General features: G+C 57.4%; 28 protein-coding genes. 17 read left to right on the top strand and 11 right to left on the bottom strand.

Features of this window, described 5'->3' with window-relative positions:
* Nucleotides 1-50 precede the first annotated feature (50 nt).
* From rsxA to nth, 7 genes are read left to right on the top strand one after another with little or no spacing between them, the layout of a single operon-like run.
* Nucleotides 51-632 carry an electron transport complex subunit RsxA gene (gene rsxA, locus IAE50_RS02755; protein WP_023481348.1) on the top strand — a complete coding sequence of 194 codons (582 nt, stop codon included), beginning with the start codon at nucleotides 51-53 and terminating at the stop codon, nucleotides 630-632.
* A complete protein-coding gene (gene rsxB, locus IAE50_RS02750; protein WP_200133105.1) occupies nucleotides 632-1,210 on the top strand; it encodes an electron transport complex subunit RsxB in 579 nt (192 codons plus the stop codon). Before rsxA ends, rsxB begins: the two co-directional genes overlap by 1 nt.
* Nucleotides 1,203-3,509, top strand: coding sequence for an electron transport complex subunit RsxC (gene rsxC, locus IAE50_RS02745; protein ID WP_200579493.1), 2,307 nt, complete (start codon nucleotides 1,203-1,205; stop codon nucleotides 3,507-3,509). The genes rsxB and rsxC overlap by 8 nt, the downstream gene beginning before the upstream one ends.
* Entirely contained in the window at nucleotides 3,510-4,562 is a 1,053-nt protein-coding gene (gene rsxD, locus IAE50_RS02740; protein WP_200579492.1) for an electron transport complex subunit RsxD, read from the top strand.
* A 9-nt stretch (nucleotides 4,563-4,571) separates the two neighbouring features.
* On the top strand, nucleotides 4,572-5,192 hold the full coding sequence (gene rsxG, locus IAE50_RS02735; protein ID WP_200579491.1) for an electron transport complex subunit RsxG: 621 nt from the start codon (nucleotides 4,572-4,574) through the stop codon (nucleotides 5,190-5,192).
* Between the two features lie 3 nt (nucleotides 5,193-5,195).
* On the top strand, nucleotides 5,196-5,897 hold the full coding sequence (locus IAE50_RS02730; protein ID WP_042716886.1) for an electron transport complex subunit E: 702 nt from the start codon (nucleotides 5,196-5,198) through the stop codon (nucleotides 5,895-5,897).
* Nucleotides 5,897-6,529, top strand: coding sequence for an endonuclease III (nth, locus tag IAE50_RS02725; RefSeq protein ID WP_200579490.1), 633 nt, complete (start codon nucleotides 5,897-5,899; stop codon nucleotides 6,527-6,529). The genes IAE50_RS02730 and nth overlap by 1 nt, the downstream gene beginning before the upstream one ends.
* A gap of 4 nt (nucleotides 6,530-6,533) precedes the next feature.
* Here the strand turns inward: nth and IAE50_RS02720 are convergent, their stop codons facing one another.
* Complete coding sequence (locus tag IAE50_RS02720; RefSeq protein WP_200579489.1) at nucleotides 6,534-6,959, bottom strand: CopD family protein; 426 nt, start codon at nucleotides 6,957-6,959, stop codon at nucleotides 6,534-6,536.
* A gap of 742 nt (nucleotides 6,960-7,701) precedes the next feature.
* On the opposite strand from IAE50_RS02720, the gene dtpA reads away from it, so the two are divergent.
* On the top strand, nucleotides 7,702-9,204 hold the full coding sequence (gene dtpA / locus IAE50_RS02715; protein ID WP_042716881.1) for a dipeptide/tripeptide permease DtpA: 1,503 nt from the start codon (nucleotides 7,702-7,704) through the stop codon (nucleotides 9,202-9,204).
* A 105-nt stretch (nucleotides 9,205-9,309) separates the two neighbouring features.
* Entirely contained in the window at nucleotides 9,310-9,915 is a 606-nt protein-coding gene (gene gstA, locus IAE50_RS02710) for a glutathione transferase GstA (protein WP_200579488.1), read from the top strand.
* 79 nt (nucleotides 9,916-9,994) lie between these two features.
* Here the strand turns inward: gstA and tyrS are convergent, their stop codons facing one another.
* The 4 genes from tyrS to anmK form a co-directional block, all read right to left on the bottom strand.
* On the bottom strand, nucleotides 9,995-11,269 hold the full coding sequence (tyrS, locus tag IAE50_RS02705) for a tyrosine--tRNA ligase (RefSeq protein WP_054802846.1): 1,275 nt from the start codon (nucleotides 11,267-11,269) through the stop codon (nucleotides 9,995-9,997).
* 141 nt (nucleotides 11,270-11,410) lie between these two features.
* Nucleotides 11,411-12,067 (bottom strand): pyridoxamine 5'-phosphate oxidase, encoded by a 657-nt coding sequence (gene pdxH, locus IAE50_RS02700; protein WP_076769772.1) that lies wholly within the window; start codon nucleotides 12,065-12,067, stop codon nucleotides 11,411-11,413.
* A gap of 56 nt (nucleotides 12,068-12,123) precedes the next feature.
* The gene (mliC, locus tag IAE50_RS02695; protein ID WP_042716941.1) at nucleotides 12,124-12,444 is read right to left on the bottom strand and encodes a C-type lysozyme inhibitor; all 321 of its coding nucleotides are present in this window, start codon (nucleotides 12,442-12,444) and stop codon (nucleotides 12,124-12,126) included.
* A gap of 91 nt (nucleotides 12,445-12,535) precedes the next feature.
* Nucleotides 12,536-13,660, bottom strand: a complete 1,125-nt coding sequence (gene anmK / locus IAE50_RS02690; protein ID WP_200579487.1) for an anhydro-N-acetylmuramic acid kinase — start codon at nucleotides 13,658-13,660, stop codon at nucleotides 12,536-12,538.
* A gap of 282 nt (nucleotides 13,661-13,942) precedes the next feature.
* Here anmK and slyB point away from each other — a divergent pair, with 282 nt between their 5' ends.
* Nucleotides 13,943-14,410, top strand: a complete 468-nt coding sequence (gene slyB / locus IAE50_RS02685) for an outer membrane lipoprotein SlyB (protein WP_023481629.1) — start codon at nucleotides 13,943-13,945, stop codon at nucleotides 14,408-14,410.
* 89 nt (nucleotides 14,411-14,499) lie between these two features.
* On the opposite strand, the gene slyA is transcribed toward slyB, so the two are convergent.
* A complete protein-coding gene (gene slyA / locus IAE50_RS02680) occupies nucleotides 14,500-14,940 on the bottom strand; it encodes a transcriptional regulator SlyA (RefSeq protein WP_054802850.1) in 441 nt (146 codons plus the stop codon).
* 154 nt (nucleotides 14,941-15,094) lie between these two features.
* Here slyA and IAE50_RS02675 point away from each other — a divergent pair, with 154 nt between their 5' ends.
* The 3 genes from IAE50_RS02675 to IAE50_RS02665 are packed head-to-tail and all read left to right on the top strand — an operon-like array spanning nucleotide 15,095 to nucleotide 18,218.
* Nucleotides 15,095-15,331 carry a DUF1656 domain-containing protein gene (locus IAE50_RS02675; RefSeq protein WP_054802851.1) on the top strand — a complete coding sequence of 79 codons (237 nt, stop codon included), beginning with the start codon at nucleotides 15,095-15,097 and terminating at the stop codon, nucleotides 15,329-15,331.
* Nucleotides 15,332-15,333: 2 nt separating this feature from the next.
* Nucleotides 15,334-16,197 carry an HlyD family secretion protein gene (locus tag IAE50_RS02670; RefSeq protein ID WP_200579486.1) on the top strand — a complete coding sequence of 288 codons (864 nt, stop codon included), beginning with the start codon at nucleotides 15,334-15,336 and terminating at the stop codon, nucleotides 16,195-16,197.
* Nucleotides 16,194-18,218 (top strand): FUSC family protein, encoded by a 2,025-nt coding sequence (locus IAE50_RS02665; protein WP_200579485.1) that lies wholly within the window; start codon nucleotides 16,194-16,196, stop codon nucleotides 18,216-18,218. Before IAE50_RS02670 ends, IAE50_RS02665 begins: the two co-directional genes overlap by 4 nt.
* Here IAE50_RS02665 and sodC read toward each other — a convergent pair.
* The 3 genes from sodC to IAE50_RS02650 form a co-directional block, all read right to left on the bottom strand.
* On the bottom strand, nucleotides 18,211-18,732 hold the full coding sequence (gene sodC, locus IAE50_RS02660; RefSeq protein WP_200579484.1) for a superoxide dismutase [Cu-Zn] SodC: 522 nt from the start codon (nucleotides 18,730-18,732) through the stop codon (nucleotides 18,211-18,213). The genes IAE50_RS02665 and sodC overlap by 8 nt on opposite strands.
* A gap of 78 nt (nucleotides 18,733-18,810) precedes the next feature.
* Nucleotides 18,811-19,707, bottom strand: coding sequence for an aldo/keto reductase family oxidoreductase (locus tag IAE50_RS02655; protein WP_200579573.1), 897 nt, complete (start codon nucleotides 19,705-19,707; stop codon nucleotides 18,811-18,813).
* A 48-nt stretch (nucleotides 19,708-19,755) separates the two neighbouring features.
* Nucleotides 19,756-20,007 (bottom strand): DUF1289 domain-containing protein, encoded by a 252-nt coding sequence (locus IAE50_RS02650; protein WP_200579483.1) that lies wholly within the window; start codon nucleotides 20,005-20,007, stop codon nucleotides 19,756-19,758.
* Nucleotides 20,008-20,115: 108 nt separating this feature from the next.
* Here IAE50_RS02650 and IAE50_RS02645 point away from each other — a divergent pair, with 108 nt between their 5' ends.
* From IAE50_RS02645 to rnt, 4 genes are all read left to right on the top strand, one after another.
* The gene (locus IAE50_RS02645) at nucleotides 20,116-20,712 is read left to right on the top strand and encodes a TetR/AcrR family transcriptional regulator (protein ID WP_200579482.1); all 597 of its coding nucleotides are present in this window, start codon (nucleotides 20,116-20,118) and stop codon (nucleotides 20,710-20,712) included.
* A 56-nt stretch (nucleotides 20,713-20,768) separates the two neighbouring features.
* Nucleotides 20,769-21,863, top strand: a complete 1,095-nt coding sequence (locus IAE50_RS02640; RefSeq protein WP_023481761.1) for an alkene reductase — start codon at nucleotides 20,769-20,771, stop codon at nucleotides 21,861-21,863.
* Between the two features lie 95 nt (nucleotides 21,864-21,958).
* On the top strand, nucleotides 21,959-22,366 hold the full coding sequence (gloA, locus tag IAE50_RS02635) for a lactoylglutathione lyase (RefSeq protein WP_023481879.1): 408 nt from the start codon (nucleotides 21,959-21,961) through the stop codon (nucleotides 22,364-22,366).
* A 91-nt stretch (nucleotides 22,367-22,457) separates the two neighbouring features.
* Nucleotides 22,458-23,114: a ribonuclease T gene (gene rnt, locus IAE50_RS02630; RefSeq protein ID WP_094420013.1), complete on the top strand. Its 657-nt coding sequence runs from the start codon at nucleotides 22,458-22,460 to the stop codon at nucleotides 23,112-23,114.
* A 29-nt stretch (nucleotides 23,115-23,143) separates the two neighbouring features.
* On the opposite strand, the gene IAE50_RS02625 is transcribed toward rnt, so the two are convergent.
* Both IAE50_RS02625 and IAE50_RS02620 read right to left on the bottom strand, forming a co-directional pair.
* Nucleotides 23,144-24,079, bottom strand: a complete 936-nt coding sequence (locus tag IAE50_RS02625) for an omptin family outer membrane protease (RefSeq protein ID WP_200579481.1) — start codon at nucleotides 24,077-24,079, stop codon at nucleotides 23,144-23,146.
* A 228-nt stretch (nucleotides 24,080-24,307) separates the two neighbouring features.
* Nucleotides 24,308-24,652 (bottom strand): Grx4 family monothiol glutaredoxin, encoded by a 345-nt coding sequence (locus tag IAE50_RS02620; RefSeq protein ID WP_023481856.1) that lies wholly within the window; start codon nucleotides 24,650-24,652, stop codon nucleotides 24,308-24,310.
* Between the last annotated feature and the right edge of the window lie 235 nt (nucleotides 24,653-24,887).

The raw sequence follows: 24,887 nt of genomic DNA, 5'->3' as shown, positions 1-24,887 counted from the left end.
CGGGGCAGTTTGCCCGATAATAGGCGGCTTTTTTCATTTCAGGCCACATAATGACAGACTATCTTCTGCTATTTATCGGAACGGTACTGGTCAACAACTTCGTACTGGTGAAGTTTCTTGGCCTGTGTCCGTTTATGGGCGTTTCCAAAAAGCTGGAAAGCGCAATGGGTATGGGGCTCGCAACCACCTTCGTCATGACCATGGCTTCGATCTGCTCATGGCTTATCGACAACTGGGTGCTGATCCCGTTGAACCTGGTCTATCTGCGCACCCTCTCCTTTATCCTGATTATTGCCGTGGTGGTGCAGTTCACCGAGATGGTGGTGCGTAAAACCAGCCCGGCGCTCTATCGCCTGCTTGGTATCTTTCTGCCGCTTATCACCACCAACTGCGCGGTGCTCGGCGTCGCCCTGCTCAACATCAACCTTGGGCACAACTTTATGCAGTCGGCGCTGTATGGCTTCGCCGCCGCCGTCGGCTTCTCACTGGTGATGGTGCTGTTCGCCGCGATCCGCGAACGCCTTGCCGTCGCCGATGTTCCCGCGCCGTTTCGCGGTAATGCGATTGCGTTAGTTACCGCCGGCTTAATGTCTCTGGCCTTTATGGGCTTTAGTGGTCTGGTAAAACTGTAATGAATGCGATAACCATCGCCGTTGCAGTCCTGAGCGTACTTGGGCTGCTGTTCGGCCTGATCCTCGGTTACGCCTCGCGCCGTTTTGCGGTCGAGGACGATCCGGTTGTTGAACGTATCGATGAACTGCTGCCGCAGAGCCAGTGTGGGCAGTGCGGCTACCCCGGCTGTCGCCCCTACGCTGAAGCGGTGGGCACCCAGGGTGAAAAGATCAACCGCTGCGCTCCCGGCGGCGAAGCGGTGATGCAGAAAATCGCCACGCTGTTAAACGTCGACCCGCAGCCGATTGACGGCGATGCCGACGCGCTGGAGCCGGTGCGTATGCTTGCGATTATCGATGAGAGCAACTGCATCGGCTGTACAAAATGTATTCAGGCCTGCCCGGTCGACGCCATCGTGGGCGCAACCCGCGCCATGCATACGGTGATAAGCGATCTCTGCACCGGCTGTAATCTTTGTGTGGATCCGTGCCCGACGCAGTGTATCGACCTGCGCCCGGTTGCGCCAACCACGCAGAACTGGAAATGGGATCTGCACACCATTCCGGTGCGCACTATTCCCGTGGAGCACCATGCTTAAGTTATTTTCCACATTCCGAAAAGAGAAACTGTGGGATTTCCACGGCGGCATTCATCCGCCGGAGATGAAAACCCAGTCTAACGGTACGCCGCTGCGTCAACTGCCGCTGGCGAACCGTTTTGTCATTCCTTTAAAGCAGCATATCGGCGCTGAAGGCGAACTGTGCGTCAGCGTGGGCGATAGCGTTTTGCGCGGACAGCCGCTGACCCGCGGCCGCGGTCGTATGCTGCCAGTGCACGCGCCGACCTCCGGCACCGTTGTGGCGATTGCCCCTCACGCTACCGCACACCCCTCAGCCCTGCCGGAGCTGAGCGTCATTATCGAAGCGGACGGCGAAGATCGCTGGATTGCGCGCGAAGGGTGGCAGGATTATCGCGCCCAGAGCGTTGAAGCGCTGATTGAGCGCATCCATCAGTTCGGCGTTGCCGGGCTGGGCGGCGCTGGCTTCCCAACCGGTGCCAAGCTGCAAGGCGCTGGCGATAAAGTGGATACGCTGATTATCAATGCCGCCGAGTGCGAACCCTATATCACCGCCGACGATCGGCTGATGCAGGATTGCGCCGCGCAGATTATGGAAGGGGTGCGCATCCTCGCGCATATCCTTCAGCCGCGCCAGGTGCTGATCGGTATCGAAGATAATAAACCGCAGGCGATCTCGATGATGCGTGCGGTGCTGGCGGGCAGCCATGATATTCAGCTGAAAGTGATCCCGACCAAATACCCCTCCGGCGGCGCAAAACAGCTGACGCAGATCCTCACCGGCAAGCAGGTGCCCCACGGCGGACGCTCGTCCGATATCGGCGTGCTGATGCAGAACGTCGGTACCGCTTACGCGGTGAAGCGCGCGGTGATCGACGGTGAACCGTTAACAGAACGCGTAGTGACCCTGACCGGTGAAGCGGTTAGCCGACCGGGCAACGTCTGGGCGCGGCTCGGCACGCCGGTTCGCCACCTGCTCGATTTCGCTGGCTTCCAGCCTTCGGCAGAACAGCTGGTGATTATGGGCGGCCCGCTGATGGGCTTTACCCTGCCGTGGCTGGATGTGCCGGTGGTCAAAATTACTAACTGCCTGCTGGCCCCTTCAGTCAGTGAAATGGGCGAAACGCAGGAAGAGAAAGGCTGCATCCGTTGTAGCGCCTGCGCCGACGCCTGCCCGGCGGACTTGCTGCCGCAGCAGCTCTACTGGTTCAGCAAAGGCCAGCAGCACGACAAAGCCATCGCACACAATCTCTCTGACTGTATCGAGTGCGGTGCCTGCGCATGGGTCTGCCCGAGCAATATTCCGCTGGTGCAATATTTCCGCCAGGAGAAAGCGGAGATCTCCGCCATCGCCGAGGAAGAGCGACGCACCGCCGAAGCGAAGGCGCGTTTTGAAGCCCGTCAGGCGCGTCTTGAGCGCGAGAAACTGGCGCGCCAGGCGCGTCACAAGCAGGCCGCCGCGAAGCCTGGCGAAGAGGATAAGCAGGCAATTGAAGCCGCCCTCTCGCGCGTGAAAGAGAAACAGGCCACTGCCGCAGAGCCGGTGGTGGTGCAGGCTGGTGCCGAGCCTGATAACCGCGAAGTAATTGCCGCCCGCGAAGCGCGCAAAGCCGAGGCGCGGGCGCGTCAGGCGGAAAAAGCACAGCAGGCAGAGGCTGAAGGCGACGATCCGCGCAAATCCGCGGTCGAAGCAGCGATTGCCCGTGCGAAAGCGCGTAAAGCGGAGCATGCGCAGAAAGTCGCTGCCGCTACCGAACCGGAAACCACCGAGCTGGTTGATCCGCGCAAAGCCGCCGTTGAAGCAGCGATTGCCCGCGCGAAAGCGCGTAAAGCGGAGCAGGCACAGAAAGAGGCTCCTGCTGCCGAGCAGGAAGCCAGCGAACCGGTTGACCCGCGCAAAGCCGCCGTCGAAGCGGCGATTGCCCGCGCGAAAGCGCGTAAAGCGGAGCAGGCACAGGCGCAGAAAGAAGCTCCTGCTGCCGAGCCAGCAACCAGCGAGCCGGTCGACCCGCGCAAAGCCGCCGTTGAAGCGGCGATTGCCCGTGCGAAAGCGCGTAAAGCAGAGCAGGCGCAGAAAGAGACGCCAGTTGCCGAGCCGGAAAGCAGCGAGCCGGTTGACCCGCGCAAAGCCGCCGTTGAAGCGGCGATTGCCCGTGCCAAAGCACGTAAAGCAGAGCAGGCCCGCGCGCAGTCCAGCGCAGAAGAGGCCTCCACGCACACCCAGGCTGCTAATGACGATCCGCGTAAAGCGGCGGTCGCGGCGGCCATTGCCCGAGTTCAGGCTAAAAAAGCCGCGCAGCAAGCTGTTAACGAGGATTAAATGGTTTTCAGAATCGCAAGTTCCCCTTACACCCATAACCAGCGCCAGACCTCGCGCATTATGCTGCTGGTCACGCTGGCGACGATACCGGGCATCACCGCGCAGCTCTGGTTCTTCGGCTGGGGAACGTTAATCCAGCTTATTCTCGCTATCGTCAGCGCCCTGTTGGCCGAAGGGCTGGTGCTGAAACTGCGCAAACAGTCCGTCAGCCCCATTCTGGCGGATAACTCAGCCCTGTTAACCGGCCTGCTGCTCGCCATCAGTATCCCCTCTTTTGCACCGTGGTGGATGGTGGTGCTGGGCACCGTGTTTGCGGTGATTATCGCCAAGCAGCTGTATGGCGGTCTCGGCCATAACCCCTTTAACCCGGCGATGATCGGCTATGTGGTGCTGCTTATCTCCTTCCCGGTGCAGATGACCAGCTGGTTGCCGCCCCATGATATTGCGCGCACGGTGCCCGGCTTGCTGGATGCCCTTCAGGTGATCTTTACCGGTCACAGCACCACGGGTGCAACGATGGATGCCCTGCGCATGGGCGTGGATGGCATCAGCCAGGCGACGCCGCTCGACACCTTTAAAACCTCGCTGCATGCCGGACACAGCGTTGAGCAGATTATGCAGTACCCGATCTACAGCGGCGTGCTGGCGGGTGCAGGCTGGCAGTGGGTTAACCTTGGCTATCTGGCGGGTGGGATCTTTTTGCTGTCGCAAAACACTATTCGCTGGCATATCCCGGTCAGCTTCCTGCTCTCGCTGACCCTGTGCGCCACCCTTGGCTGGCTCTTCGCCCCGCAGAGCTTCTTAGCCCCGCAGCTGCATCTGCTCTCGGGTGCGACGATGCTCGGCGCATTCTTTATTCTTACGGATCCGGTCACCGCCTCGACCACCAATAAAGGCCGTCTGATTTTCGGCGCGCTGGCTGGTTTGCTGGTGTGGCTGATTCGCAGCTTCGGCGGCTACCCGGATGGCGTCGCCTTTGCGGTGCTGCTGGCGAATATCACCGTGCCGCTGATTGATTACTACACGCGCCCGCGTGTGTATGGACATCGTTAAGGAGCCGTCATGCTAGAGACAATGCGTAAACATGGCGTCACGCTGGCCCTCTTTGCCGCTGGCTCCACCGGCCTGACCGCCGCCATTAACCAGATGACCAAAAGCACCATCGCCGACCAGGCGGTATTGCAGCAAAAAGCGCTCTTCGATCAGGTGCTGCCGCCCGGGAGCTATACTAACGCGCTGGCGCAGAGCTGTTATGTGGTGAGCGACCCGGCGCTTGGCAAAGGTTCGCATCGCGTATGGATTGCGCAGAAGGAGGATAAACCGGTGGCGGCGGTGATTGAATCCACCGCGCCGGATGGCTACTCCGGTGCTATCCAGCTGCTGGTCGGCGCGGATTTTAGCGGTACGGTGCTGGGCGTGCGTGTTACCGAACACCATGAAACGCCGGGGCTTGGGGATAAAATCGAGCTGCGCATCAGTAACTGGATCACCTACTTTGCCGGCAAGAAAATCGACGGCCCGGCCGATAGCCACTTCGCCGTGAAGAAAGATGGCGGCGATTTCGATCAATTTACCGGTGCGACCATCACCCCGCGCGCGGTGGTGAATGCGGTGAAACGCACCGGAATTTACGCCATGACGCTGCCTGAGCAGCTGTCCCGTTTGCCAGAGTGTGGAGAGTAAACGATGAGCGAAGTAAAAGAGGTCATTGTCCAGGGGCTGTGGAAAAACAACTCCGCGCTGGTGCAGTTACTCGGCATGTGTCCGCTGCTGGCGGTAACGTCGACCGCTACCAACGCCCTCGGGCTGGGGCTGGCGACTACGCTGGTGCTGACCCTGACCAACCTGTTTATCTCCCTGCTGCGGCGCTGGACGCCGTCGGAGATCCGTATTCCCATCTACGTGATGATCATCGCCTCGGTGGTGAGCGCCGTGCAGATGCTGATCAACGCCTATGCTTTCGGCCTGTATCAGTCGCTGGGGATCTTTATTCCGCTGATCGTCACTAACTGTATCGTGGTCGGTCGCGCAGAAGCTTTCGCGGCGAAAAAAGGGCCGGCGCTATCGGCGCTGGACGGTTTTGCCATCGGCATGGGGGCGACCTGTGCGATGTTTGTCCTTGGCTCGATGCGTGAAATGCTCGGCAACGGCACGCTGTTTGACGGCGCGGATGGCCTGCTGGGAAGCTGGGCGAAAGGGCTGCGCATCGAAGTGTTCCATACGGACTCGCCGTTCCTGCTGGCAATGCTGCCGCCGGGCGCATTTATCGGCCTCGGTATGATGCTGGCGGTGAAGTACTTAATCGATCAGAAAATGAAAAAACGTCGTGAAGCCGCTGCCGCCGCGAAGGCCAACGACGCGCCAGAGACCTCGCCCGGGAAGGCATAATGAACAAAGCGAAACGCCTCGAAATCCTCACCCGGCTGCGGGAGAACAACCCGCATCCGACCACCGAACTGAACTTCGCCTCGCCGTTTGAACTGCTGATCGCCGTGCTGCTCTCAGCCCAGGCGACGGATGTCAGTGTCAATAAAGCGACGGCGCTGCTCTACCCGATTGCCAATACGCCGCAGGCGATGCTGGAGCTGGGCGTCGATGGCGTGAAGCAGTACATCAAAACCATCGGCCTTTACAACAGCAAAGCGGAGAACGTCATTAAGACCTGCCGCATTTTGCTGGAAAAACATGGTGGCGAAGTGCCGGAAGATCGGGCCGCGCTGGAAGCCCTGCCGGGCGTCGGGCGTAAAACCGCGAATGTGGTGCTGAATACCGCTTTTGGCTGGCCGACTATCGCCGTGGATACCCATATTTTCCGCGTCTCTAACCGCACGCGCTTTGCGCCGGGGAAAAATGTCGAAGAGGTGGAGGAGAAGCTGCTGAAAGTGGTGCCGGCGGAGTTTAAAGTCGACTGCCATCACTGGCTTATTCTGCACGGGCGATACACCTGCATCGCCCGTAAACCCCGCTGCGGCTCCTGCATTATTGAAGATTTGTGCGAATACGACAGTAAGACCGATTAACGCCTCAGAAGGGGCGTACCACCGCCAGTACCGTAATCACCGCGGTAAACAGCACCAGCAGCAGCGTAGCGTTGTTCAGCGCGCCTGTACGCTTCAGGGCTTCACCGTTCGCCAGCCGACGCAGCGTGGCGGAGAGAAAGCCGTGCAGGCCCGATAGCAGCACCACAAACACGATCTTGATGATTAACCACAGGTGCGGCATCTGCCCGTGGGCCACCAGCATGGTGATACCGGCAATCCACAGCACGATCATCGCCGGGCTGGTCATTCTGCGGTTCCAGCTGCGTACATCGTTAAGCAGAACCAGGGTGGTGTTTTTATCTTTCTGTCGCAGGCTCCACTGCGCCACCATGGCGCTCATCAGCATGCCGCCAATCCAGACGATTGCACTGACAATATGTACTGCGTTGATCCACGGATGAAAATTCATCGCTTTGCTCCCATAAAAATGAAGTCAGAAGTCTGCCACTGCAGCCCCCTGCTGTCATGAACAACCGGCTTATCCGGGCAAGAATTGTTAATTATTTCTCTGTTAAGCGTATCGCTTGTAAAAAAAGCCGCCACAAAGTGGCTGATTTTAGGAGATAACTCATTGTGATACACCTCACAACTCTGCAAAAGAGTCGCCCGGTAACACGATCGGGCGGTCGAGCGGTGCTTTGAGCAAATAATCATCCGCTTATACAGTTTCAGACAGTCGAAACCTTTTTTTAGAAGAAAAAAATCCAACGCCAGGCGCTTTGAGGCTTATTTGCTAAGGCAATGTTAATAAAGGGCTAAATGTTAAAATTTACCCCTCCCTGATATCCACCCCGCCCCTACTCTGGCGGGACATCCAACCAGATATGTCTCAGAAACCAGCCCAATGCACTGCCTGTGCGCGAAAATAGCCGGACATATCCCTTACCCCCGCATTGAGATGTTAAGAAGCAGTGGAAAAATCCACTTTTACCAAAATGATAAAATTAAACTCTGAATAACAATTCAGTTTGCCGAGCAAAGTTATGCGCTGGATCTATGTAACAGAATATGTCAAAAGACTTGCCTCAGGGGCCAGGATAGTGAACATTACCCGCCGTTTCTCCTCCCAATATAACTAAAAGCGTGATGCAAACTGGTTATCGCGCGCTGAACACCCCCCGTTAATATGGGATGTAAAAAAAGAGGTCTACGTGTCAACTGCAAACAAACCAACAGAAAGCGTCAGCATGAACGCTTTCAAACAACCGAAAGCGTTCTATCTCATCTTCTCGATCGAATTGTGGGAACGTTTTGGTTACTACGGCCTGCAAGGGATTATGGCCGTTTACCTGGTTAAGCAACTGGGAATGTCGGAATCAGACTCCATTACGCTCTTCTCCTCCTTCAGCGCACTGGTCTATGGCCTGGTGGCTATCGGCGGCTGGCTGGGCGACAAAGTGCTCGGTACTAAACGTGTGATCCTGCTGGGCGCGATTGTGCTGGCGCTGGGTTATGCGCTGGTGGCCTGGTCAGGTCACGATGCCAGCATCGTCTATATGGGCATGGCAGCGATTGCCGTCGGTAACGGTCTGTTTAAAGCCAACCCCTCTTCGCTGCTCTCAACGTGCTATGACAAGGATGACCCGCGTCTCGACGGCGCGTTCACCATGTATTACATGGCGGTGAACGTTGGCTCCTTCTTCTCAATGCTGGCAACGCCATGGCTTGCTGCCCGCTTTGGCTGGAGCACCGCGTTTGGTCTGAGCGTCGTTGGCCTGCTGATCACCATCGTTAACTTTGCGTTCTGCAAACGCTGGGTGAAAAACTACGGCTCCAAACCGGACTTCGAACCGCTGCGCGTTGGCTACCTGCTGGCGACTATCGTCGGTATTGCGGTGCTGATCGCCATCGCCACCTGGCTGCTGCATAACCAGGGTATCGCGCGTATGGTGCTGGGCGTGATCGCGCTGGGCATTATCGCTATCTTCGCGAAAGAGACCTTTACCCTGCAGGGCGCGGCGCGTCGTAAGATGATCGTTGCCTTTATCCTGATGGTGCAGGCTATCGTCTTCTTCGTGCTCTATAGCCAGATGCCGACCTCCCTGAACTTCTTCGCTATCCGTAACGTTGAACATACGCTGTTCGGCATCGCGTTTGAGCCGGAGCAGTATCAGGCGCTGAACCCGTTCTGGATCATTATCGGTAGCCCGATTCTTGCCGCTATCTATAACAAAATGGGCGACACCCTGCCGATGCCGCACAAGTTCGCCATCGGGATGGTGCTCTGCTCCGGCGCGTTCCTCGTGCTGCCGCTGGGCACCAAGTTCGCCTCTGATGCCGGTATTGTTTCCGTAAGCTGGCTGATTGCGAGCTACGGCCTGCAGAGTATTGGTGAGCTGATGATCTCCGGCCTTGGCCTGGCGATGGTCGCGCAGCTGGTGCCGCAGCGTCTGATGGGCTTTATTATGGGCAGCTGGTTCCTGACCACCGCGGGCGCGAATATTATCGCCGGCTACGTGGCCAACCAGATGGCGATCCCGGAGAACGTCACCGACCCGCTGATGTCCCTGAACATCTACGGTAGTGTCTTCCTGCAGATTGGTATTGCGACGGCGGTGATTGCCGTGCTGATGGTGCTGACCGCGCCGAAGCTGAACCGCATGACCCAGAGCCGTGACGACGCGGATGAAGCGTCCAAAACCGCCACTGCGTAATCGTAAGCGGGTAAAAATGAAGAAGCCGTTAACGTCAGTTAGCGGCTTTTTTTTTATGCAACGGCGTACTACTCTATGCCGGAATTCAGATAAAAGGAAACGTCGATGAAACTGTTCTACAAGCCAGGTGCCTGCTCACTCGCCTCCCATATCGCGCTGCGCGAAGCCGGGAAAGAGATCTCCCTTATCAGTGTCGATCTGATGAAAAAACGTCTGGAAGATGGCGAAGACTTTTTCGCGATTAACCCGAAAGGCCAGGTTCCGGCGCTGCTGCTGGATGACAACACGCTGATCACCGAAGGCGTTGCCATTATGCAGTACGTTGCGGATAACGCGCCGCAAAGCCAGCTGCTGCCCGCTGTCGGCACCCTGCCGCGCTACAAGGCGCTGGAGTGGCTGAACTATATCGCTACTGAGCTGCACAAGGGCTTCACCCCGCTGTTCCGCCCGGATACGCCGGAAGAGTACAAACCGACTGTGCGCGCACAGCTGGAGAAGAAGCTGCACTACGTTAACGACTCTCTGAGCGGCAACGGCTGGATCAGTGGTGAGCACTTCACTATTGCCGATGGCTATCTCTTCACCGTGCTGCGCTGGGCGCATGCAGTAAAACTCGATATGAGCGGTCTTGGCAATATCGAAGCCTACATGTCACGCGTGGCGGCACGCCCGGCGGTGGCTGCGGCGCTCTCTGCGGAAGGCATTGCCTGATTTACCGAAGACGGTATTAACGCAGGGCAAAGAAAAAGGCGGGAATATCCCGCCTTTTTTATCGCCTGAAGCCAGAGAATTACTTCCAGCACACCAGGCAGTAGTTCTTCTTACCGCGACGCAGCAGCGTGTAGCGACCAAACAGACGGTCGGCATCGGTGAAGAAGTACTCCGGATCGGCCTGCTTTTCACCGTTAATGGTGACAGCATTAGAGGCGATGGTTTTGCGCGCCTGACCGCGGGACGGTTGCAGCTCGGAATCAACCAGCGCCTGCATCAGATCCGCGCCCTTCTCCATCTCAACCATCGGTACGCCATCCTGCGCCAGCTGTTCAAAGTCCGCTTCGCTGAGATCGCTCAGCGTGCCGTTGAACAGGCTTGCGGTGATGCGTTTCGCAGCGGTCAGACCCTCGTCACCGTGAACCAGACGCGTTACCTGCTCGGCCAGCACATACTGCGCGCGCGGCGCTTTCCCGCTGTTCTTATCTTCTTCTTCCAGCGCGTTGATCTCAGCGATGTCCATAAAGGTGAAGAATTTCAGGAAGCGATAGACATCGGCATCGGCGGTGTTGATCCAGAACTGGTAGAACTTGTACGGGCTGGTTTTCTTCGGATCGAGCCACACCGCGCCGCCTTCGGTTTTACCAAATTTGGTGCCGTCGGCTTTGGTGATCAGCGGAACAGTCAGACCGAAGACCTGGTTCTGATGCAGACGACGGGTCAGATCGATACCGGAGGTGATGTTGCCCCACTGATCGGAGCCGCCAATCTGCAACGCCACGCCGTAGCGCTCGTTAAGGCAGGCAAAGTCATAGCCCTGCAGCAGGTTGTAGGAGAATTCAGTGAAAGAGATGCCGACATCATCGCGGTTCAGACGCTGTTTGACCGCTTCTTTGTTAATCATCTGGTTAACAGAGAAGTGCTTACCGATGTCGCGCAAGAAGGTCAGCACGTTCATGCTGCCGAACCAGTCATAGTTGTTCGCCGCGATAGCTGCGTTCTCGCCGCAGTCAAAATCGAGGAACGGTGCCACCTGGTTGCGGATCTTGTCGACCCACTCCTGCACGGTATCTTCGGTATTGAGTTTACGCTCGGAGGCTTTAAAGCTCGGATCGCCGATAAGCCCCGTGGCGCCGCCCACCAGCGCGACCGGTTTGTGACCCGCCTGCTGGAAGCGTTTCAGGCATAACAAAGGAACCAGATGCCCCAAATGCAAGCTGTCAGCGGTGGGATCGAAGCCGCAATAGAGCGCGATTGGCCCCTGCGCCAGTCGCTCTGCTAACGCTTCCTCATCCGTCACCTGGGCCACCAGGCCCCGCTCTTGCAATTGTTTAATCAAGTTACTGCTAGCCATCAAATTCTCCATGTATAAAACGGACTGCACCTATGCCGGTACACGACTTTTCGCCAGATGCGAAAGGATACTTCAGGGGGGCAGATAGCATAAAGCGCCGGGCTACGTTGCACCAGCGCTTATCACAACATTTTCGGCGTTTTACGGTGCCAGACGGTCGATTTTCCACGCGCCATTTTCACGCTGGTACAAAAAACGATCGTGCAGACGATTTGCACCGCCCTGCCAGAACTCCATCTGCTCAATCGGGATGCGATAGCCGCCCCAGAAACTGGGCAGTGGCACCTCGCCTTGCTGGAATTTCTGTTTCAGTTCGAGGAATTTGCTTTCGAGAATACCGCGCGCCGAGATGCGGCTTGATTGCTTCGAGACCCATGCGCCGATTTGGCTGTCGCGCGGGCGGCTGTGGAAATATTTCACCACTTCAAGGGTCGAGAGACGCTCCGCTTTGCCGGTCACCATCACCTGGCGCTCCAGCATGTGCCACGGAAAGAGCAGGCTGATAGCCGGATTATGTTCCAGATGCTGCGCTTTACGGCTGCCGAGGTTGGTGTAGAACACCAGCCCTTTTTCGTCGTAGTGCTTGAGCAGCACAATGCGCTGATAGGGTTGTCCCTGCTCATCAACGGTGGCGACCACCATGGCCGTCGGGTCAGCGAGCTGCGCTTCACACGCCTGGCCAAGCCAGCGCTCAAAGAGCGTTAAGGGTTCAGCGGGAAGGTCGGCGCGGCGCAGACCGCCTTTGGTGTACTCACGGCGCAGGTGCGCGATGTGCTGCAATTGATCGTTATCAGTCATGGCGTTAGCGAAAGTTGTCCTCAGGGAGAGCTATTATGCGCCCCCCGGTGAAAATCTCAACGCTGCGGAATTAACTGACAGTTGTTTAACACAATGCGGTCGTGTTTATAGACGGTGGCGCCGTCGCCTTTTGACCAGAAAACGTATACGCCGTCGGTGTAACGCGCGCCCGAGGCGGAGAGCCCCTGTTGCAGGGTCAGCTGCTGGTTATCAAGCACGAAACTCGCCTGCTGGCGGGTCTGGTTAATCTTCACGGTAAGCGGCTTTTCATCGCACTGATAGGCGAGAGTATCGGTGTGCATGCGCTCAACGAACTGGTTGTAATAGCTGCATCCGGCGAGCAGTGCGGGCAGGCAGATGATAAGAATTTTTTTCATAGGATACTCCGGGACGCTCCAGGTCACGGAGAGCGAAGCGCCCTCCTTAAACCCGGTCAGTCTAGCGGCGTACCCCTGAAGTGGAATGCGGTTAACTCTGATTCTGCCGTGGGTTAGCCGGGAAGATAGCCCCCAGCACCGTTGGCGCGTTAGCACCGGTCACCGAGGGGAGATTGCCCGGCAAGCCAGCCAGCGTGCGCCAGGCCAGCCACGCAAAGGCGAGCGCCTCCATATCGTCGCCGCTGATCCCGGCATCATCGGTCGATGCCACTTCAATACCCGGAAGCTGGCTTGCCAGACGCGCCATTAAAAGCGGGTTGCGGCTGCCGCCACCGCACACCAGCAGCCGCTCGCAGCCACCGCTGAGTAGCACCTGTTCGGAGATGGTGACCGCCGTCAGCTCCACCAGCGTCGCCTGTACATCGCAGGCGGCAAGCCCAGGATAGTGAACAAGATGACGCTCCAGCCAGGCGGCATTGAAATACTCCCGCCCGGTGCTCTTCGGTGCCGGCTCGGCAAAATAGGGATCGCTCAGCATTCTTTGCAACAGCGGCAGGATCACTTTGCCTTCGCTCGCCCACTGTGCGTTCTCATCATAGGGTTTGCCCTGGTGACGCCAGATCCACGCATCAAGCAGCATATTGCCCGGCCCGGTGTCGAAACCTCTGACCGGCTGGCCTGGGATCAAGAGTGAAAGATTGGCGATACCGCCGATATTGAGCACCATACGCCGCTCAACCGGGTGCGCGAGCAGCGCGTGATGAAAAGCGGGCACCAGCGGCGCGCCCTGCCCGCCGAGCGCCATATCGCGACGGCGAAAATCACCGACTACGGTAACTCCGGTACGCGCGGCAATCTGGTTGTTATCACCGATTTGCAGCGTGTGCGGTGCCACGCCCGTCGGTTCGTGCCAGACGGTCTGGCCGTGACAGCCAATCGCCACGATATCCTGGGCAATGAGCTGCTCTCTGTCCATCAGGGCTAATACGGCATCGGCAAAGAGTTTGCCGAGCTGCGTATCGAGGCGGCCAAGCTGAGAGAGGGTCAGCTCCTGCCCCTGACAGATGTTGAGGATCCCCTCTTTAAGCGGCAGCGGAATGGGAAAGGTCAGGCTTGCCTGCTGCGCGACCATGGTGTCGTCGATGGCGGCCAGTACCACATCTACCCCGTCCAGACTGGTGCCCGACATCACCCCAATATAGCGACCTGATTTCATATCCCTTCCTTTCATGCATGGCAAAGAGGCTCCACTCCACCATAAAGCGTCCGTTTACGCCATCGACTGCAAACACTTTTTAACAATCCTCACCATTTTGCTTAAGTGTAAATGGCGCAAAGTACGCTTATAATCGCTTCGTTTAGATCGGGTTGATCGCGCTTTGTGTATCATTTTTTTCGGGAATTGGCTGAAGATTCGAGTGGCATTGCGAATATGCCATATAATTTAGCCATGACGGATGCTCGCAAGGGCGTTTCATGGTGAACAGGAGATTCATAAATGATGTTACGTGCACTGGCAGTTTCGCTGGTTGGTTTTACATTGGCTGGGTGTGTGAATAACGACTCGCTCTCCGGCGACGTCTACTCTGCATCCGAAGCCAAACAGGTGCAAAATGTCACTTACGGCACCGTGGTTAACGTTCGTCCGGTGCAGATTCAGGGCGGTGATGACAGCAATGTTATCGGCGCGCTGGGTGGTGCCGTACTGGGTGGTTTCCTGGGCAACACCATTGGCGGCGGCGCAGGTCGTTCGCTGGCAACCGCCGCAGGTGCAGTAGCCGGTGGCGTTGCGGGTCAATCCGCGCAGGGTGCGATGAACAAAACCCAGGGCGTGGAGCTGGAAATTCGTAAAGATGACGGCAACACCATTATGGTGGTGCAGAAACAGGGTAAAACCCAGTACGTTGCAGGTCAGCGCGTCGTAATGGCGAGCAACGGCCGCGAAATCACCGTTTCCCCGCGTTAATCATCAGCGTGTGCGGTCATGCTGATGGCCGCATAAGCCTGCCCTTAACGGGCATAAAAAAAGCCTTGCGATTGCAAGGCTTTTTGCTTTCAGTCTCGCGACTGGAGCTCGGTAATATTGTGCTCCAGCCGGGCGATCATCTTAATTAACATCTCAAGCTCCTCCGCAGAGAACCCGGATAAAATTTCGCCCCGGGTCTTACGAATTACCGTCTCCATCTGATCGATGATAGGCGACGCTTTGTCAGTCAATTTAATGCGTTTTGCCCGCCGATCGCTGGCGCAAGTCTGGCGAGAAATAAGGCCCTTCTCTTCCAGTTGATCGAGCGTGCGCACCAGTGAAGGCTGCTCAATGCCGATCGCTTTTGCCAGTTGAATTTGCGACTGATCGGGCGGTAACTGATGAATATTGTGCAGCGTCACCCAGTGTGTCTGCGTTAATTCCAGAGGTTTTAGGCGATGGTCAATCAAAGCACGCCAAATGCGCACTAAGCGTGCCAGATCAGAACCTAATGGCGATTCCAATTTCATCTCCTTATAATTAGTTTGCTAAGTTATTATACTCATTTTAGAATAGTTTGCAGCATTTATATTTGTAAAACAAATATATTGCTCGCCTCGCCAGGGCTTGTGCCGCGCCGCTTTCCGCGCGCTGGCGCACTTATTTTAAACAGGACAGTGACGCGTGAAGTTAACCTCAAGTTCTCCCGATTTACCCTTCCAGGATCTTATCTTTGGCGCCTCGGTCTATTTTCCGCCGCTCTTCAAAGCCGTGATGCTGGGCTTTCTTATCTGGCTGATGGCGCACCGCCTACTGCGCGACTGGATCTACGCGGGCGATATCTGGCACCCGATGCTGATGGATCTCTCCCTCTTTGTGATTGCGCTGAGCCTCGCGCTCGGCCTGTTGATGGTGTGGTAACGATGCGGCTTAACTCACTGAAGTATTTCTCAACGTTATTGGTCGTGGCGGTTGCGCTGGCCGCAGGCTGGTGGATGTGGAATGTCTATATGCAGTCGCCCTGGACGCGGGATGGCAAAGTGCGCGCCGAGCAGGTGAGCATCACGCCGCAGGTCTCCGGCACTATTCGCCAGCTGGCGGTGAAAGATAACCAGTATGTTCACGCTGGCGATGTGCTGTTTCTGCTTGACGATACCCCTTATCACATTGCGGTAGTGAATGCTGAAGGGCAGCTGGCGAAGGCGCAAACGGAGCTGGCAAAAGCTAACAACGAAGCCAGCCGCCGCCGCCATCTCTCCCATAACTACATTTCGGCTGAAGATCTCGACACCGCCAATATTGGCGTGAAAGCGGCGCAGGCCGATGTCGCCGTCGCCACGGCGCAGCTTAACCAGGCGAAATGGCAGCTGGCGCAAACCCGCGTTACCGCGCCGGTTGATGGCTGGGTGACAAACCTCTCTGCGCGCACGGGCAACTACGCCACTGCCGGTCAGCCAGTGTTTGCGCTGGTCGACAGCCACTCATTTTATGTCGTCGGCTATTTCGAAGAGACCAAACTGCGCCATATTCGTGAAGGCGCCGCAGCGAAGATTGTACTCTACAGCAGCAATAAAACGTTACAGGGTCACGTAGCCAGCATTGGTCGCGCCATTTACGATCAGAGCGTGGAGGCCGACAGCGGGCTGGTGGCAGATATTAAACCCACCGTTCCGTGGGTGCGGCTGGCGCAGCGTGTGCCGGTACGCATTCAGTTTGACGCCCTGCCGCAGGATATGACGCTGGTGGCCGGCACTACCTGCACCGTGACCATCAGCGAGCAGCCGTGAGCAGGCTGGCGCGGCTGTGGCAAAACCTGCCGTGGGTCAAGGCGACCGGCGGCCAGTGGCGCTACGCACTGCGTAACGGCATTGCTATGTGCCTGGCGCTGACGCTGGCCTATGCGCTCAACCTGGATGAGCCCTACTGGGCGATGACCTCTGCGGCGGTGGTCAGCTTTCCCACCGTCGGCGGCGTGATCAGCAAAAGCCTCGGGCGCATTGCCGGCAGCCTGCTTGGGGCGTGCGCCGCACTGATTATCGCCGGGCAAACCCTTAACGATCCGTGGCTTTTTCTGTTTGCCATGGCGGGCTGGATAGCCTTTTGCACCTGGGCCTGCGCCCAGTTCAGCAATAACGTCGCCTATGCTTTCCAGCTGGCGGGCTACACCGCTGCCATCATCGCGTTTGCGATGACCAATATCACCGAAATTACCGAGCTATGGGACATCGCCCAGGCGCGCGTCTGCGAGGTGATCCTCGGCATTCTGTGTGGCGGCCTGATGATGATGATCCTGCCTGGCACCGCCGATGGCCCGACGCTGCTCGCCGCGCTAAGAAGGATGCACGCCCGGCTGCTGGAGCATGCCAGCCTGCTCTGGCAGGCGGAAACAAACGACGCCATCCGCAACGCGCATGAGAGCCTGATTGGGCAGATCCTCACCACTAACCTGCTGCGCATTCAGGCCTTCTGGAGCCACTATCGCTTTCGCCGTCAAAACCGGGTGCTCACCTGGCTGCTCCATCAGCAGTTGCGCATGACCAGCGTCATCTCCAGCCTGCGGCGAATGATGCTCAACTGGCCCGACGCGCCCGCCACGCTGCGCCCTCTGCTTGAGCAGCTGCTGGCAGAGCTGGCGCATCACGATGCCGATGCGCTAACGGTCGCGCGCATCATTGCTCCGCTGGCACCGACGCCGCAGGCTGACTATCGCCATCACGCTTTCTGGCAGCGGCTGCGCTACTTCTGCCGTTTATACCTTGCCAGTAGCCGCTGGTTACGCCATCTGGAAAATGCCTCGCCGGTAAGCGAAGCGCTGCCACCGCGCAGCCCGGCGTTAATGCGCGATATCGACAATGCCGAAGCGTTGTGGAGCGGGCTGCGAACCTTTGTTGCGCTGATTATGGTCGGGGCGTGGAGCCTCAGCGCGCAGTGGGAGCATGGCTCCGCCGCGCTGACGCTGGCAGCGATCAGCTGCGTGCTCTACTCCGTTTCGCCCGCGCCGTTTAACTCGTTAACCCTTCTGTTGCGCACGCTTGCCCTGCTGACGCTGTTTAGCTTTGTGGTGAAATTTGGCCTGATGGTGCAGATCAACGCGCTGGCGCTGTTTCTGCTGTTTCTCTTTCCGCTGCTTACCACCCTGCAATTGCTCAAGCTTCAGATGCCAAAGCGTGCCGGGCTGTGGGGGCAATTGATTGTCTTTATGGGATCGTTTATCGCGGTGAGCGACCCACCAGTGTTTGATTTTGCCGATTTTCTCAATGCCGATCTGGCAAAGATCCTCGGCGTGGCGCTGGCCTGGCTCGCCTTTGCGGTGCTGCGACCGGGATCGGATGCGCGCAAAAGCCGTCGCCATATTCGCGCCCTGCGCCGCCATTTTGTTGACCAACTGAGCCGCACGCCGAGGTTGCAGGAACACCAATATGAGTCGGTTGTTTATCACCACATCAGCCAGCTCAGTACCAGCCAGGATGCACAGGCGCGGCGCTGGTTATTGCGCTGGGGCGTGGTGCTGCTCAACTGTTCGCATGTGGTGTGGCAATTGCGCGGCTGGGAGACGCGTTCCGATCCGTTAAGCCGGGTGCGCGATCGCGCGATTGGTCTGCTGCGGGATGTGATGAGCGAGCGCGGCGTTCAGCAACGGTCGCTCAACGCCACGCTCGCAGAGTTAGAGCGGATTTGCGCGGCGCTGGGCCAGCATCACCAGCCCGCCGCGCGGGAACTCGCCTCGCTAATCTGGCGTCTCTACTGCGCGCTTGCCCAGCTGGAAAACGCGCCCGCGCCAGGCACCATCAGCGAGCCGGTTACTTAATTACGCCGCAGGCATAACGCGCCCCGCCACCGCCGAGCGGTTTTGGCTGATCGGACATGTTATCGCCACCGACGTGGATCATCAGCGCCTTGCCTTTCACCTCGTCCAGCTTTTTCAGGCGCGGCGCGACAACGGCATCGGTCGCTTTACCGTCATTATTGACCACCAGCACCGGCAGGTCGCCTAAATGGCCTTCCCCTTCCGGTCCTTCATGTTTCCCTGTTTTATGGGGATCGAGGTGGCCACCCGCGGCTTCAGCGGCAGAGGGCTTGCCCTCTTTCATCGCCGGTTCGCAGCTCCCGTTAGCATGCACATGGAAACCGTGCTCGCCGGGCGGTAGCGCGTTGAGGTCGGGCGCAAACTCCAGCCCTTTATCGGTTTCGCTGATCTTCACGCTACCGACGGACTGCCCGACGCCCTGCGCGGTGACGAGGTTCATCTGCACTTCTTCACTGGCGGCCTGCGCACCCGCACAGGTGAGCAGAGCCAGCATTGCCAGACTAAAACGCTTCATGTGACCTCCGTTGGATTGTTTTCGCTCTGTAAGTGTAGGCCAGAGCGGCACATTTCACCGGGAGGTCATAGCGTTAGCTTACGGCACGTCGTAGCCGAGCGCCGCTTTACGGATGCGGAACCACTGCTGGCGGGACATCTGTAGATTGAGCGCGCCGAGGGATGAACGCACGCGCTCAATTTTGCCGGAGCCAATGATCGGCAGCGGCGCAGAGGGTAAACGCAGCACCCAGGCGTAAATCACCTGCTCAATGTTTTCGGCGTTCAGCTCCGTTGCCACCTGGTGCAGCTCATCGCGCAGCGGCTGGCAGTCGGCATCGCTGAAGATGCGCCCGCCGCCCAGGCAGGACCACGCCATCGGGCGAATGCGCAACTGCTGAAGCTGATCGAGCGTGCCATCAAGCAGCAGCGGCTGGTGCACAGGCGAGATCTCCACCTGATTGGTGACCAGCGTAAACGGCAGCCGTGACTGCAGCAGGGAGAATTGCGCAGGCGTAAAGTTGGAGACGCCGAAGTGGCGCACCTTACCGCTCTGATGCAGTTGCAAAAAGGCTTCGGCGACTTCATCGGCATCCATTAACGGATCCGGGCGATGGATCAACAGCAGATCGAGATAGTCGGTCGCCAGGTTGACCAGCGACTGCTCGGCGCTGTGAATAATATGGTCGCGCCCGGTGATGTAGTGACCGAGCGCGTGTTCCGGCTTCGCGGTAGTGGCGATGCCACATTTAGTGACCATCTCCATGCGCGCGCGCAGATGCGGGGCAAGCTTGAGGGCTTCACCGAAGGCGGCTTCACACTGATAGCCGCCATAGATATCGGCATGATCGACGGTAGTGACGCCAAGATCGAGATGAGCTTCAATAAAACTGACCAGCTGGCGCGGCGTGAAATTCCACTCCATCAGACGCCAGTAACCCATCACAAAACGTGAGAACTCAGGACCTTGCGGCGCAAGGGCAATACGCTGAACCATCATGATTTCCTCGAAGGTAATTTGCCCCGAGTATACCCATTTTTGCCCTTAAAACAGCGAAGGTTGATCAGGTTCTTCCGGGGGTTGGTCACGCATTGCGCGCAATTTACGCTGCAAGCGCTGGCGGCAGAGGCGCAGCACCTCCTGCTTTTGCGCATCACTCATCGTTTGCCAGTTAAAGCGCTCATCGCGGCTGCGCATACAGCCACGGCAAAAGCCGCGCTCATCTGTCTGACAGATGCCGCGACACGGACTCTGGACCGGGAAAAACTCCAGTTGTTCAGGCAATGGACGCTCCATAGATGCAGGCTTTCTCTACATTCAAGACCGCGGTGAGATATTGCGCAACTGTTAAAAACGCATTGTTCGCCAATTGCCATCACAAAGTTCGCCCGCTAGAGTGTGTCGATGCGCAAGAATTCTGAACACGATACACGCGAACACTTACTGGCCACCGGCGAGCAGCTCTGTATGCATCGCGGCTTTACCGGCATGGGGTTGAGCGAATTACTGAAAACGGCGGAAGTGCCGAAAGGCTCCTTCTACCATTACTTTCGCTCGAAAGAGGCGTTTGGCGTGGCGCTGCTTGAGCGCCACTACGCCGGTTACCACCAGCGGCTGGCAAACCATTTTTCCAGCGGCCCGGGCACAGCGCGCGACAGATTGCTGGCCTATTATCAGGAGACGCTGAATCAGTTTTGCCAGCAGGGCCATATCAGCGGCTGCCTGACGGTGAAGCTTTCGGCGGAAGTGTGCGATCTCTCGGAAGATATGCGCACGGCGATGGACAGCGGTGCGCGGGGGATTATCGCCCTGCTGGCACAGGCGCTGGAACAGGGACGTGAGGAGAAGAGCCTCGCCTTTGCAGGCGAAGCGCGCTCCCAGGCACAGGTGTTATATGCCCTGTGGCTCGGCGCTAACCTGCAGGCAAAAATTTCGCGCAGTGCCGTGCCGCTGGAAAGCGCGCTGGCGCATGCGCAGCAGATCATTACCCGGCCTGAATAACATCAGGCTTTTTATTTCACCTTTTACTAGTCGACCGGTCTATTCAGGAGTTGTTTATGTCCAGTAAATTATTTACGCCGTTGAAAGTCGGTGCCATTACCGTACCGAACCGCGTGTTGATGGCGCCCCTGACGCGCCTGCGCAGCATTGAGCCGGGCGATGTCCCAACACCGCTGATGGCCGAGTACTACCGCCAGCGTGCCAGCGCCGGGCTTATCATCAGTGAAGCGACGCAAATCTCCGCGCAGGCCAAAGGCTATGCGGGCGCGCCGGGTCTGCACAGCGACGAGCAGATCGCCGCCTGGAAAAAGATCACCGATGCAGTGCATGCCGATGATGGCCGCATTGCGGTTCAGCTGTGGCACACCGGCCGTATCTCTCACAGCAGCTTACAGCCGGGCGGTGCCGCACCGGTTGCGCCGTCTGCCATCAGCGCGGGTACCCGTACCTCGCTGCGTGATGAAAACGGCAACGCCACCCGTGAAGATACCTCCATGCCGCGCGCGCTGGAGACCGATGAGATCCCGGGCATCGTTAATGATTTCCGCCAGGCCGTTGCCAACGCGCGCGAAGCCGGTTTCGATCTGGTTGAGCTGCACTCTGCCCACGGCTACCTGCTGCACCAGTTCCTCTCACCTTCTGCAAACCAGCGTACCGACCAGTATGGCGGCAGCGTTGAAAACCGCGCGCGCCTGGTGCTGGAAGTGATTGACGCCGTGTGTGAAGAGTGGAGCGCCGATCGCATCGGTATTCGCGTCTCGCCAATCGGCTCTTTCCAGAACACCGACAATGGCCCGAACGAAGAAGCGGACGCGCTCTACCTGATTGAAGAGCTGGGTAAACGCGGTATTGCTTACCTGCACATGTCCGAGCCGGACTGGGCGGGCGGTGAGCCCTACAGCGAAACGTTCCGTGAAAAAGTGCGTGCGCGCTTCCACGGCCCGATTATCGGTGCTGGCGCATACAGCGTGGAGAAAGCGGAAGACCTGATCAACAAGGGGCTGATTGATGCCGTGGCGTTTGGCCGCGCCTATATCGCCAACCCGGATTTGGTAAAACGCCTGCAGCTGAAAGCGGAACTCAACCCGCAGCGCCCGGAAAGCTTCTATGGCGGCGGCGCGGAAGGTTACACCGACTACCCTTCTCTCTGAGAAGCGGATTGAGATTTGATAGCGGCCCGGATCGGCCGCTATACTAAAACCGTGTTTCGAACCGGAACGTTAACGCATTCATAAAAGAGGATATTATGCGCTTACTTCACACCATGCTGCGCGTCGGCGACCTGCAACGCTCAATCAATTTCTACACCAACGTGCTGGGCATGAAACTGCTGCGCACCAGCGAAAACCCGGAGTACAAATATTCGCTGGCTTTTGTCGGTTACGGTGATGAGAGCGAAGAAGCGGTGATTGAGCTGACCTACAACTGGGGTGTCGACAGCTATGAGCTGGGCACGGCGTATGGTCATATCGCGCTGAGCGTGGAAAACGCGGCGGAGTCCTGCGAAGCGATTCGCAAAAACGGCGGCAACGTCACCCGTGAAGCTGGCCCGGTTAAAGGCGGCACCACGGTTATCGCCTTCGTTGAAGATCCGGACGGTTACAAAATCGAACTGATTGAAGAGAAAGACGCCGGACGCGGTCTGGGTCACTGATCCCAGCGGGCGCGCAATGCGCCCGCTGTTTTACATCTTTCCGTAAAATTTGCCATAATGCGCTGCCCTTTTTTCCTATCAAGAGATCCTGATGTCCGATAATGCTCAACTGACTGCTCTGTGCGACCGTTTTCGCGGTTTTTACCCTGTGGTAATCGATGTTGAAACCGCCGGGTTTAACGCCAAAACCGACGCCCTGCTGGAGGTCGCCGCCGTTACGTTAAAAATGGATGAGCAAGGCTGGCTGATGCCTGACAGCACCCTGCACTTTCACGTTGAGCCATTCGAAGGAGCTAATCTGCAGCCGGAAGCGCTGGCGTTTAATGGGATCGACCCGACCAACCCGCTGCGCGGCGCGGTAAGTGAATATGACGCCCTGCATGCCATTTTCAAACTGGTGCGCAAAGGGATGAAAGACCAGAACTGCAATCGGGCGATCATGGTGGCGCATAACGCGACCTTCGATCACAGCTTTATGATGGCTGCCGCCGAGCGTTCGGCGATGAAACGCAATCCGTTTCACCCCTTCGTCACCTTCGATACCGCCTCATTGAGCGGGCTGGCGCTGGGTCAAACCGTGCTCTCTAAAGCCTGTGCAGCCGCTGGCATCGCTTTTGACGCCACGCAGGCACACTCCGCGTTGTATGACACGGAGCAGACCGCACAACTGTTTTGTGAAATCGTCAACCGCTGGAAGCGCCTTGGCGGCTGGCCGTTGCCGACGCCAGAAGTCGATTCAGAAGCCTGAAAAAAACCGGTCAACAGACCGGTTTTTTATTAAAAGTGGTAGACCAGCCCGGCGGTGGTGAGCAGCGCGGAGTGCTCTATCCCGGCGCTATCCTTGAAAGAGGCGCGCGCATAGGTCCCCTCCCTGGAGAAGGTGGCGGTATTGGTCCCTTTTTTGTTTAACGTGCGGTCCCAGGTGCTTTCCAGATAGAGCTTAGCCTGCTGCGTGACGTAATAGCCGACGCTAGCCGAAAGGGAAAAGTTCTGCTGCTGCCGGGTAGTATCGCTGAAGGTGATGCTGCGCAAGTAGTGCTGGTCTGTCGCCTGCGCGCTTACCCAGCGGCTATATTTCAGGCTGGTTCCTGCTTCAACATTGCCATAGCGATAGCGACCGGTAAGGCCAACATAGGGTACGTTGAAGCGCTGTGAATACCCGAGAACTTTCACATCATCGAAACGGCCAACCTTTGCGCCATTATTACGGCTGAAGGTGCCGCCGTGCGCTGAGAAGCTGGTACGGCTTTGCCGGTAGCCGCCCATCACGCCAAGCCGCCAGTCAGGCTGATGAATGAGCCAGCCGGTCAGATTGAGATCCCACTGGTTAGCGAAATTGAGCCACGTATTAGGGTGAGAGCTGTGGTCGGTCCATCGGGATTGCGATGCCTGCTGCCAGTCGTAATCATCCATCTTGCTGCCACTGTGCGCGACAGTTGTCCAGCCGGACGCACCAAAAGTGAGCCATGACTGCAACAGCCACTCGATAGATCCCTGCACCACGACAGCGTGACGATAGCGCCAGTCAAGCTCGCTGATTTTGCGTCCGCCCTCATCGGTATCATAGACCCGCTCCTTCGCCGTTCCGCTTAGGGTGCCCAGTGAGATACTGGTCATCACATTCTCCTCGCTTGCCAGCGGTTGCTGCGCCGTGGCTGAAAAAGCAAAGAGAAGCGTCATCAACGCAATCATCTTGTCTATTGTTTTCATCATTCATCCTGAATTAAGGCAATCCTGTTCACAGCTCGTCATCAGAAAAAGCATGCCTGGGTTTATCAAAATTCTTAAAATAGGATAATTAACAAACAGTTACGTGCAAAATTTGCACAGTAATACCCAATAATTTAGGTTAAGTCAACGTACCGTGAGCAGGTGAAAGGCAATAAAAAAGGGCTCATGTCGAAACATGAGCCCTTTCAAGGGGGAGCCGATAACGCCGGGTTATTCGGCGTCCGGTACGCCTTTATATTTCGCTGCGGCCTCTTTGATCAGCGGCTGCAATTCACCGCGCTGATACATCTCGATAATGATATCGCAGCCGCCAACCAGCTCACCCTCAACCCACAGCTGCGGGAAGGTTGGCCAGTTTGCATATTTTGGCAGTTCGGCACGGATATCCGGGTTTTGCAGGATATCCACATAGGCAAAACGCTCGCCGCATGCAGAGAGCGCCTGAACGGCCTGCGCGGAGAAACCGCAGCTTGGCAGTTTCGGCGAGCCTTTCATGTACAGCAGAATCGGGTTCTCAGCGATCTGGCGCTGAATTTTCTCAAGAGTCTCACTCATTGTCTTTGCTTCCTTCAACTTCTTCTACGGCAGAGATCGAACATTGTAGCGGGTCAGGCTTGCTTCGGAAAATAACATTTTATTCACCGCGCGAATTTACGCTGTTACAGGCACGATAAGGTAAGCGTGACTTAAGCCAACCCGGCGCGGCTCAAGCGGTGAAAAAACCGTTTTTAGCGAAACGTTTTGCTCGTTTTTGCGCGCTTGTTAACGAAACGACGTTACAGATGCAAAA

The organism is Kosakonia sp. S42, assembly GCF_016624785.1.
Classification (GTDB): domain Bacteria; phylum Pseudomonadota; class Gammaproteobacteria; order Enterobacterales; family Enterobacteriaceae; genus Kosakonia; species Kosakonia cowanii.
This window is presented reverse-complemented; position numbering and strand designations above follow the sequence as displayed.

What these genes read in the sequence shown, in the direction of transcription:
- slyA (WP_054802850.1), bottom strand. Translation starts at nt 14,940, where the DNA reads ATGAAATTGGAATCGCCATTAGGTTCTGATCTGGCACGCTTAGTGCGC.
- anmK (WP_200579487.1), bottom strand. Translation starts at nt 13,660, where the DNA reads ATGAAATCAGGTCGCTATATTGGGGTGATGTCGGGCACCAGTCTGGAC.
- gstA (WP_200579488.1), top strand. Translation starts at nt 9,310, where the DNA reads ATGAAACTGTTCTACAAGCCAGGTGCCTGCTCACTCGCCTCCCATATC.
- pdxH (WP_076769772.1), bottom strand. Translation starts at nt 12,067, where the DNA reads ATGACTGATAACGATCAATTGCAGCACATCGCGCACCTGCGCCGTGAG.
- tyrS (WP_054802846.1), bottom strand. Translation starts at nt 11,269, where the DNA reads ATGGCTAGCAGTAACTTGATTAAACAATTGCAAGAGCGGGGCCTGGTG.
- IAE50_RS02650 (WP_200579483.1), bottom strand. Translation starts at nt 20,007, where the DNA reads ATGGAGCGTCCATTGCCTGAACAACTGGAGTTTTTCCCGGTCCAGAGT.
- IAE50_RS02670 (WP_200579486.1), top strand. Translation starts at nt 15,334, where the DNA reads ATGCGGCTTAACTCACTGAAGTATTTCTCAACGTTATTGGTCGTGGCG.
- nth (WP_200579490.1), top strand. Translation starts at nt 5,897, where the DNA reads ATGAACAAAGCGAAACGCCTCGAAATCCTCACCCGGCTGCGGGAGAAC.
- IAE50_RS02625 (WP_200579481.1), bottom strand. Translation starts at nt 24,079, where the DNA reads ATGATGAAAACAATAGACAAGATGATTGCGTTGATGACGCTTCTCTTT.
- IAE50_RS02640 (WP_023481761.1), top strand. Translation starts at nt 20,769, where the DNA reads ATGTCCAGTAAATTATTTACGCCGTTGAAAGTCGGTGCCATTACCGTA.
- IAE50_RS02730 (WP_042716886.1), top strand. Translation starts at nt 5,196, where the DNA reads ATGAGCGAAGTAAAAGAGGTCATTGTCCAGGGGCTGTGGAAAAACAAC.
- rsxC (WP_200579493.1), top strand. Translation starts at nt 1,203, where the DNA reads ATGCTTAAGTTATTTTCCACATTCCGAAAAGAGAAACTGTGGGATTTC.
- rnt (WP_094420013.1), top strand. Translation starts at nt 22,458, where the DNA reads ATGTCCGATAATGCTCAACTGACTGCTCTGTGCGACCGTTTTCGCGGT.
- rsxA (WP_023481348.1), top strand. Translation starts at nt 51, where the DNA reads ATGACAGACTATCTTCTGCTATTTATCGGAACGGTACTGGTCAACAAC.
- gloA (WP_023481879.1), top strand. Translation starts at nt 21,959, where the DNA reads ATGCGCTTACTTCACACCATGCTGCGCGTCGGCGACCTGCAACGCTCA.
- slyB (WP_023481629.1), top strand. Translation starts at nt 13,943, where the DNA reads ATGATGTTACGTGCACTGGCAGTTTCGCTGGTTGGTTTTACATTGGCT.
- IAE50_RS02720 (WP_200579489.1), bottom strand. Translation starts at nt 6,959, where the DNA reads ATGAATTTTCATCCGTGGATCAACGCAGTACATATTGTCAGTGCAATC.
- mliC (WP_042716941.1), bottom strand. Translation starts at nt 12,444, where the DNA reads ATGAAAAAAATTCTTATCATCTGCCTGCCCGCACTGCTCGCCGGATGC.
- IAE50_RS02620 (WP_023481856.1), bottom strand. Translation starts at nt 24,652, where the DNA reads ATGAGTGAGACTCTTGAGAAAATTCAGCGCCAGATCGCTGAGAACCCG.
- sodC (WP_200579484.1), bottom strand. Translation starts at nt 18,732, where the DNA reads ATGAAGCGTTTTAGTCTGGCAATGCTGGCTCTGCTCACCTGTGCGGGT.
- rsxB (WP_200133105.1), top strand. Translation starts at nt 632, where the DNA reads ATGAATGCGATAACCATCGCCGTTGCAGTCCTGAGCGTACTTGGGCTG.
- rsxD (WP_200579492.1), top strand. Translation starts at nt 3,510, where the DNA reads ATGGTTTTCAGAATCGCAAGTTCCCCTTACACCCATAACCAGCGCCAG.
- IAE50_RS02645 (WP_200579482.1), top strand. Translation starts at nt 20,116, where the DNA reads ATGCGCAAGAATTCTGAACACGATACACGCGAACACTTACTGGCCACC.
- IAE50_RS02655 (WP_200579573.1), bottom strand. Translation starts at nt 19,707, where the DNA reads ATGGTTCAGCGTATTGCCCTTGCGCCGCAAGGTCCTGAGTTCTCACGT.
- rsxG (WP_200579491.1), top strand. Translation starts at nt 4,572, where the DNA reads ATGCTAGAGACAATGCGTAAACATGGCGTCACGCTGGCCCTCTTTGCC.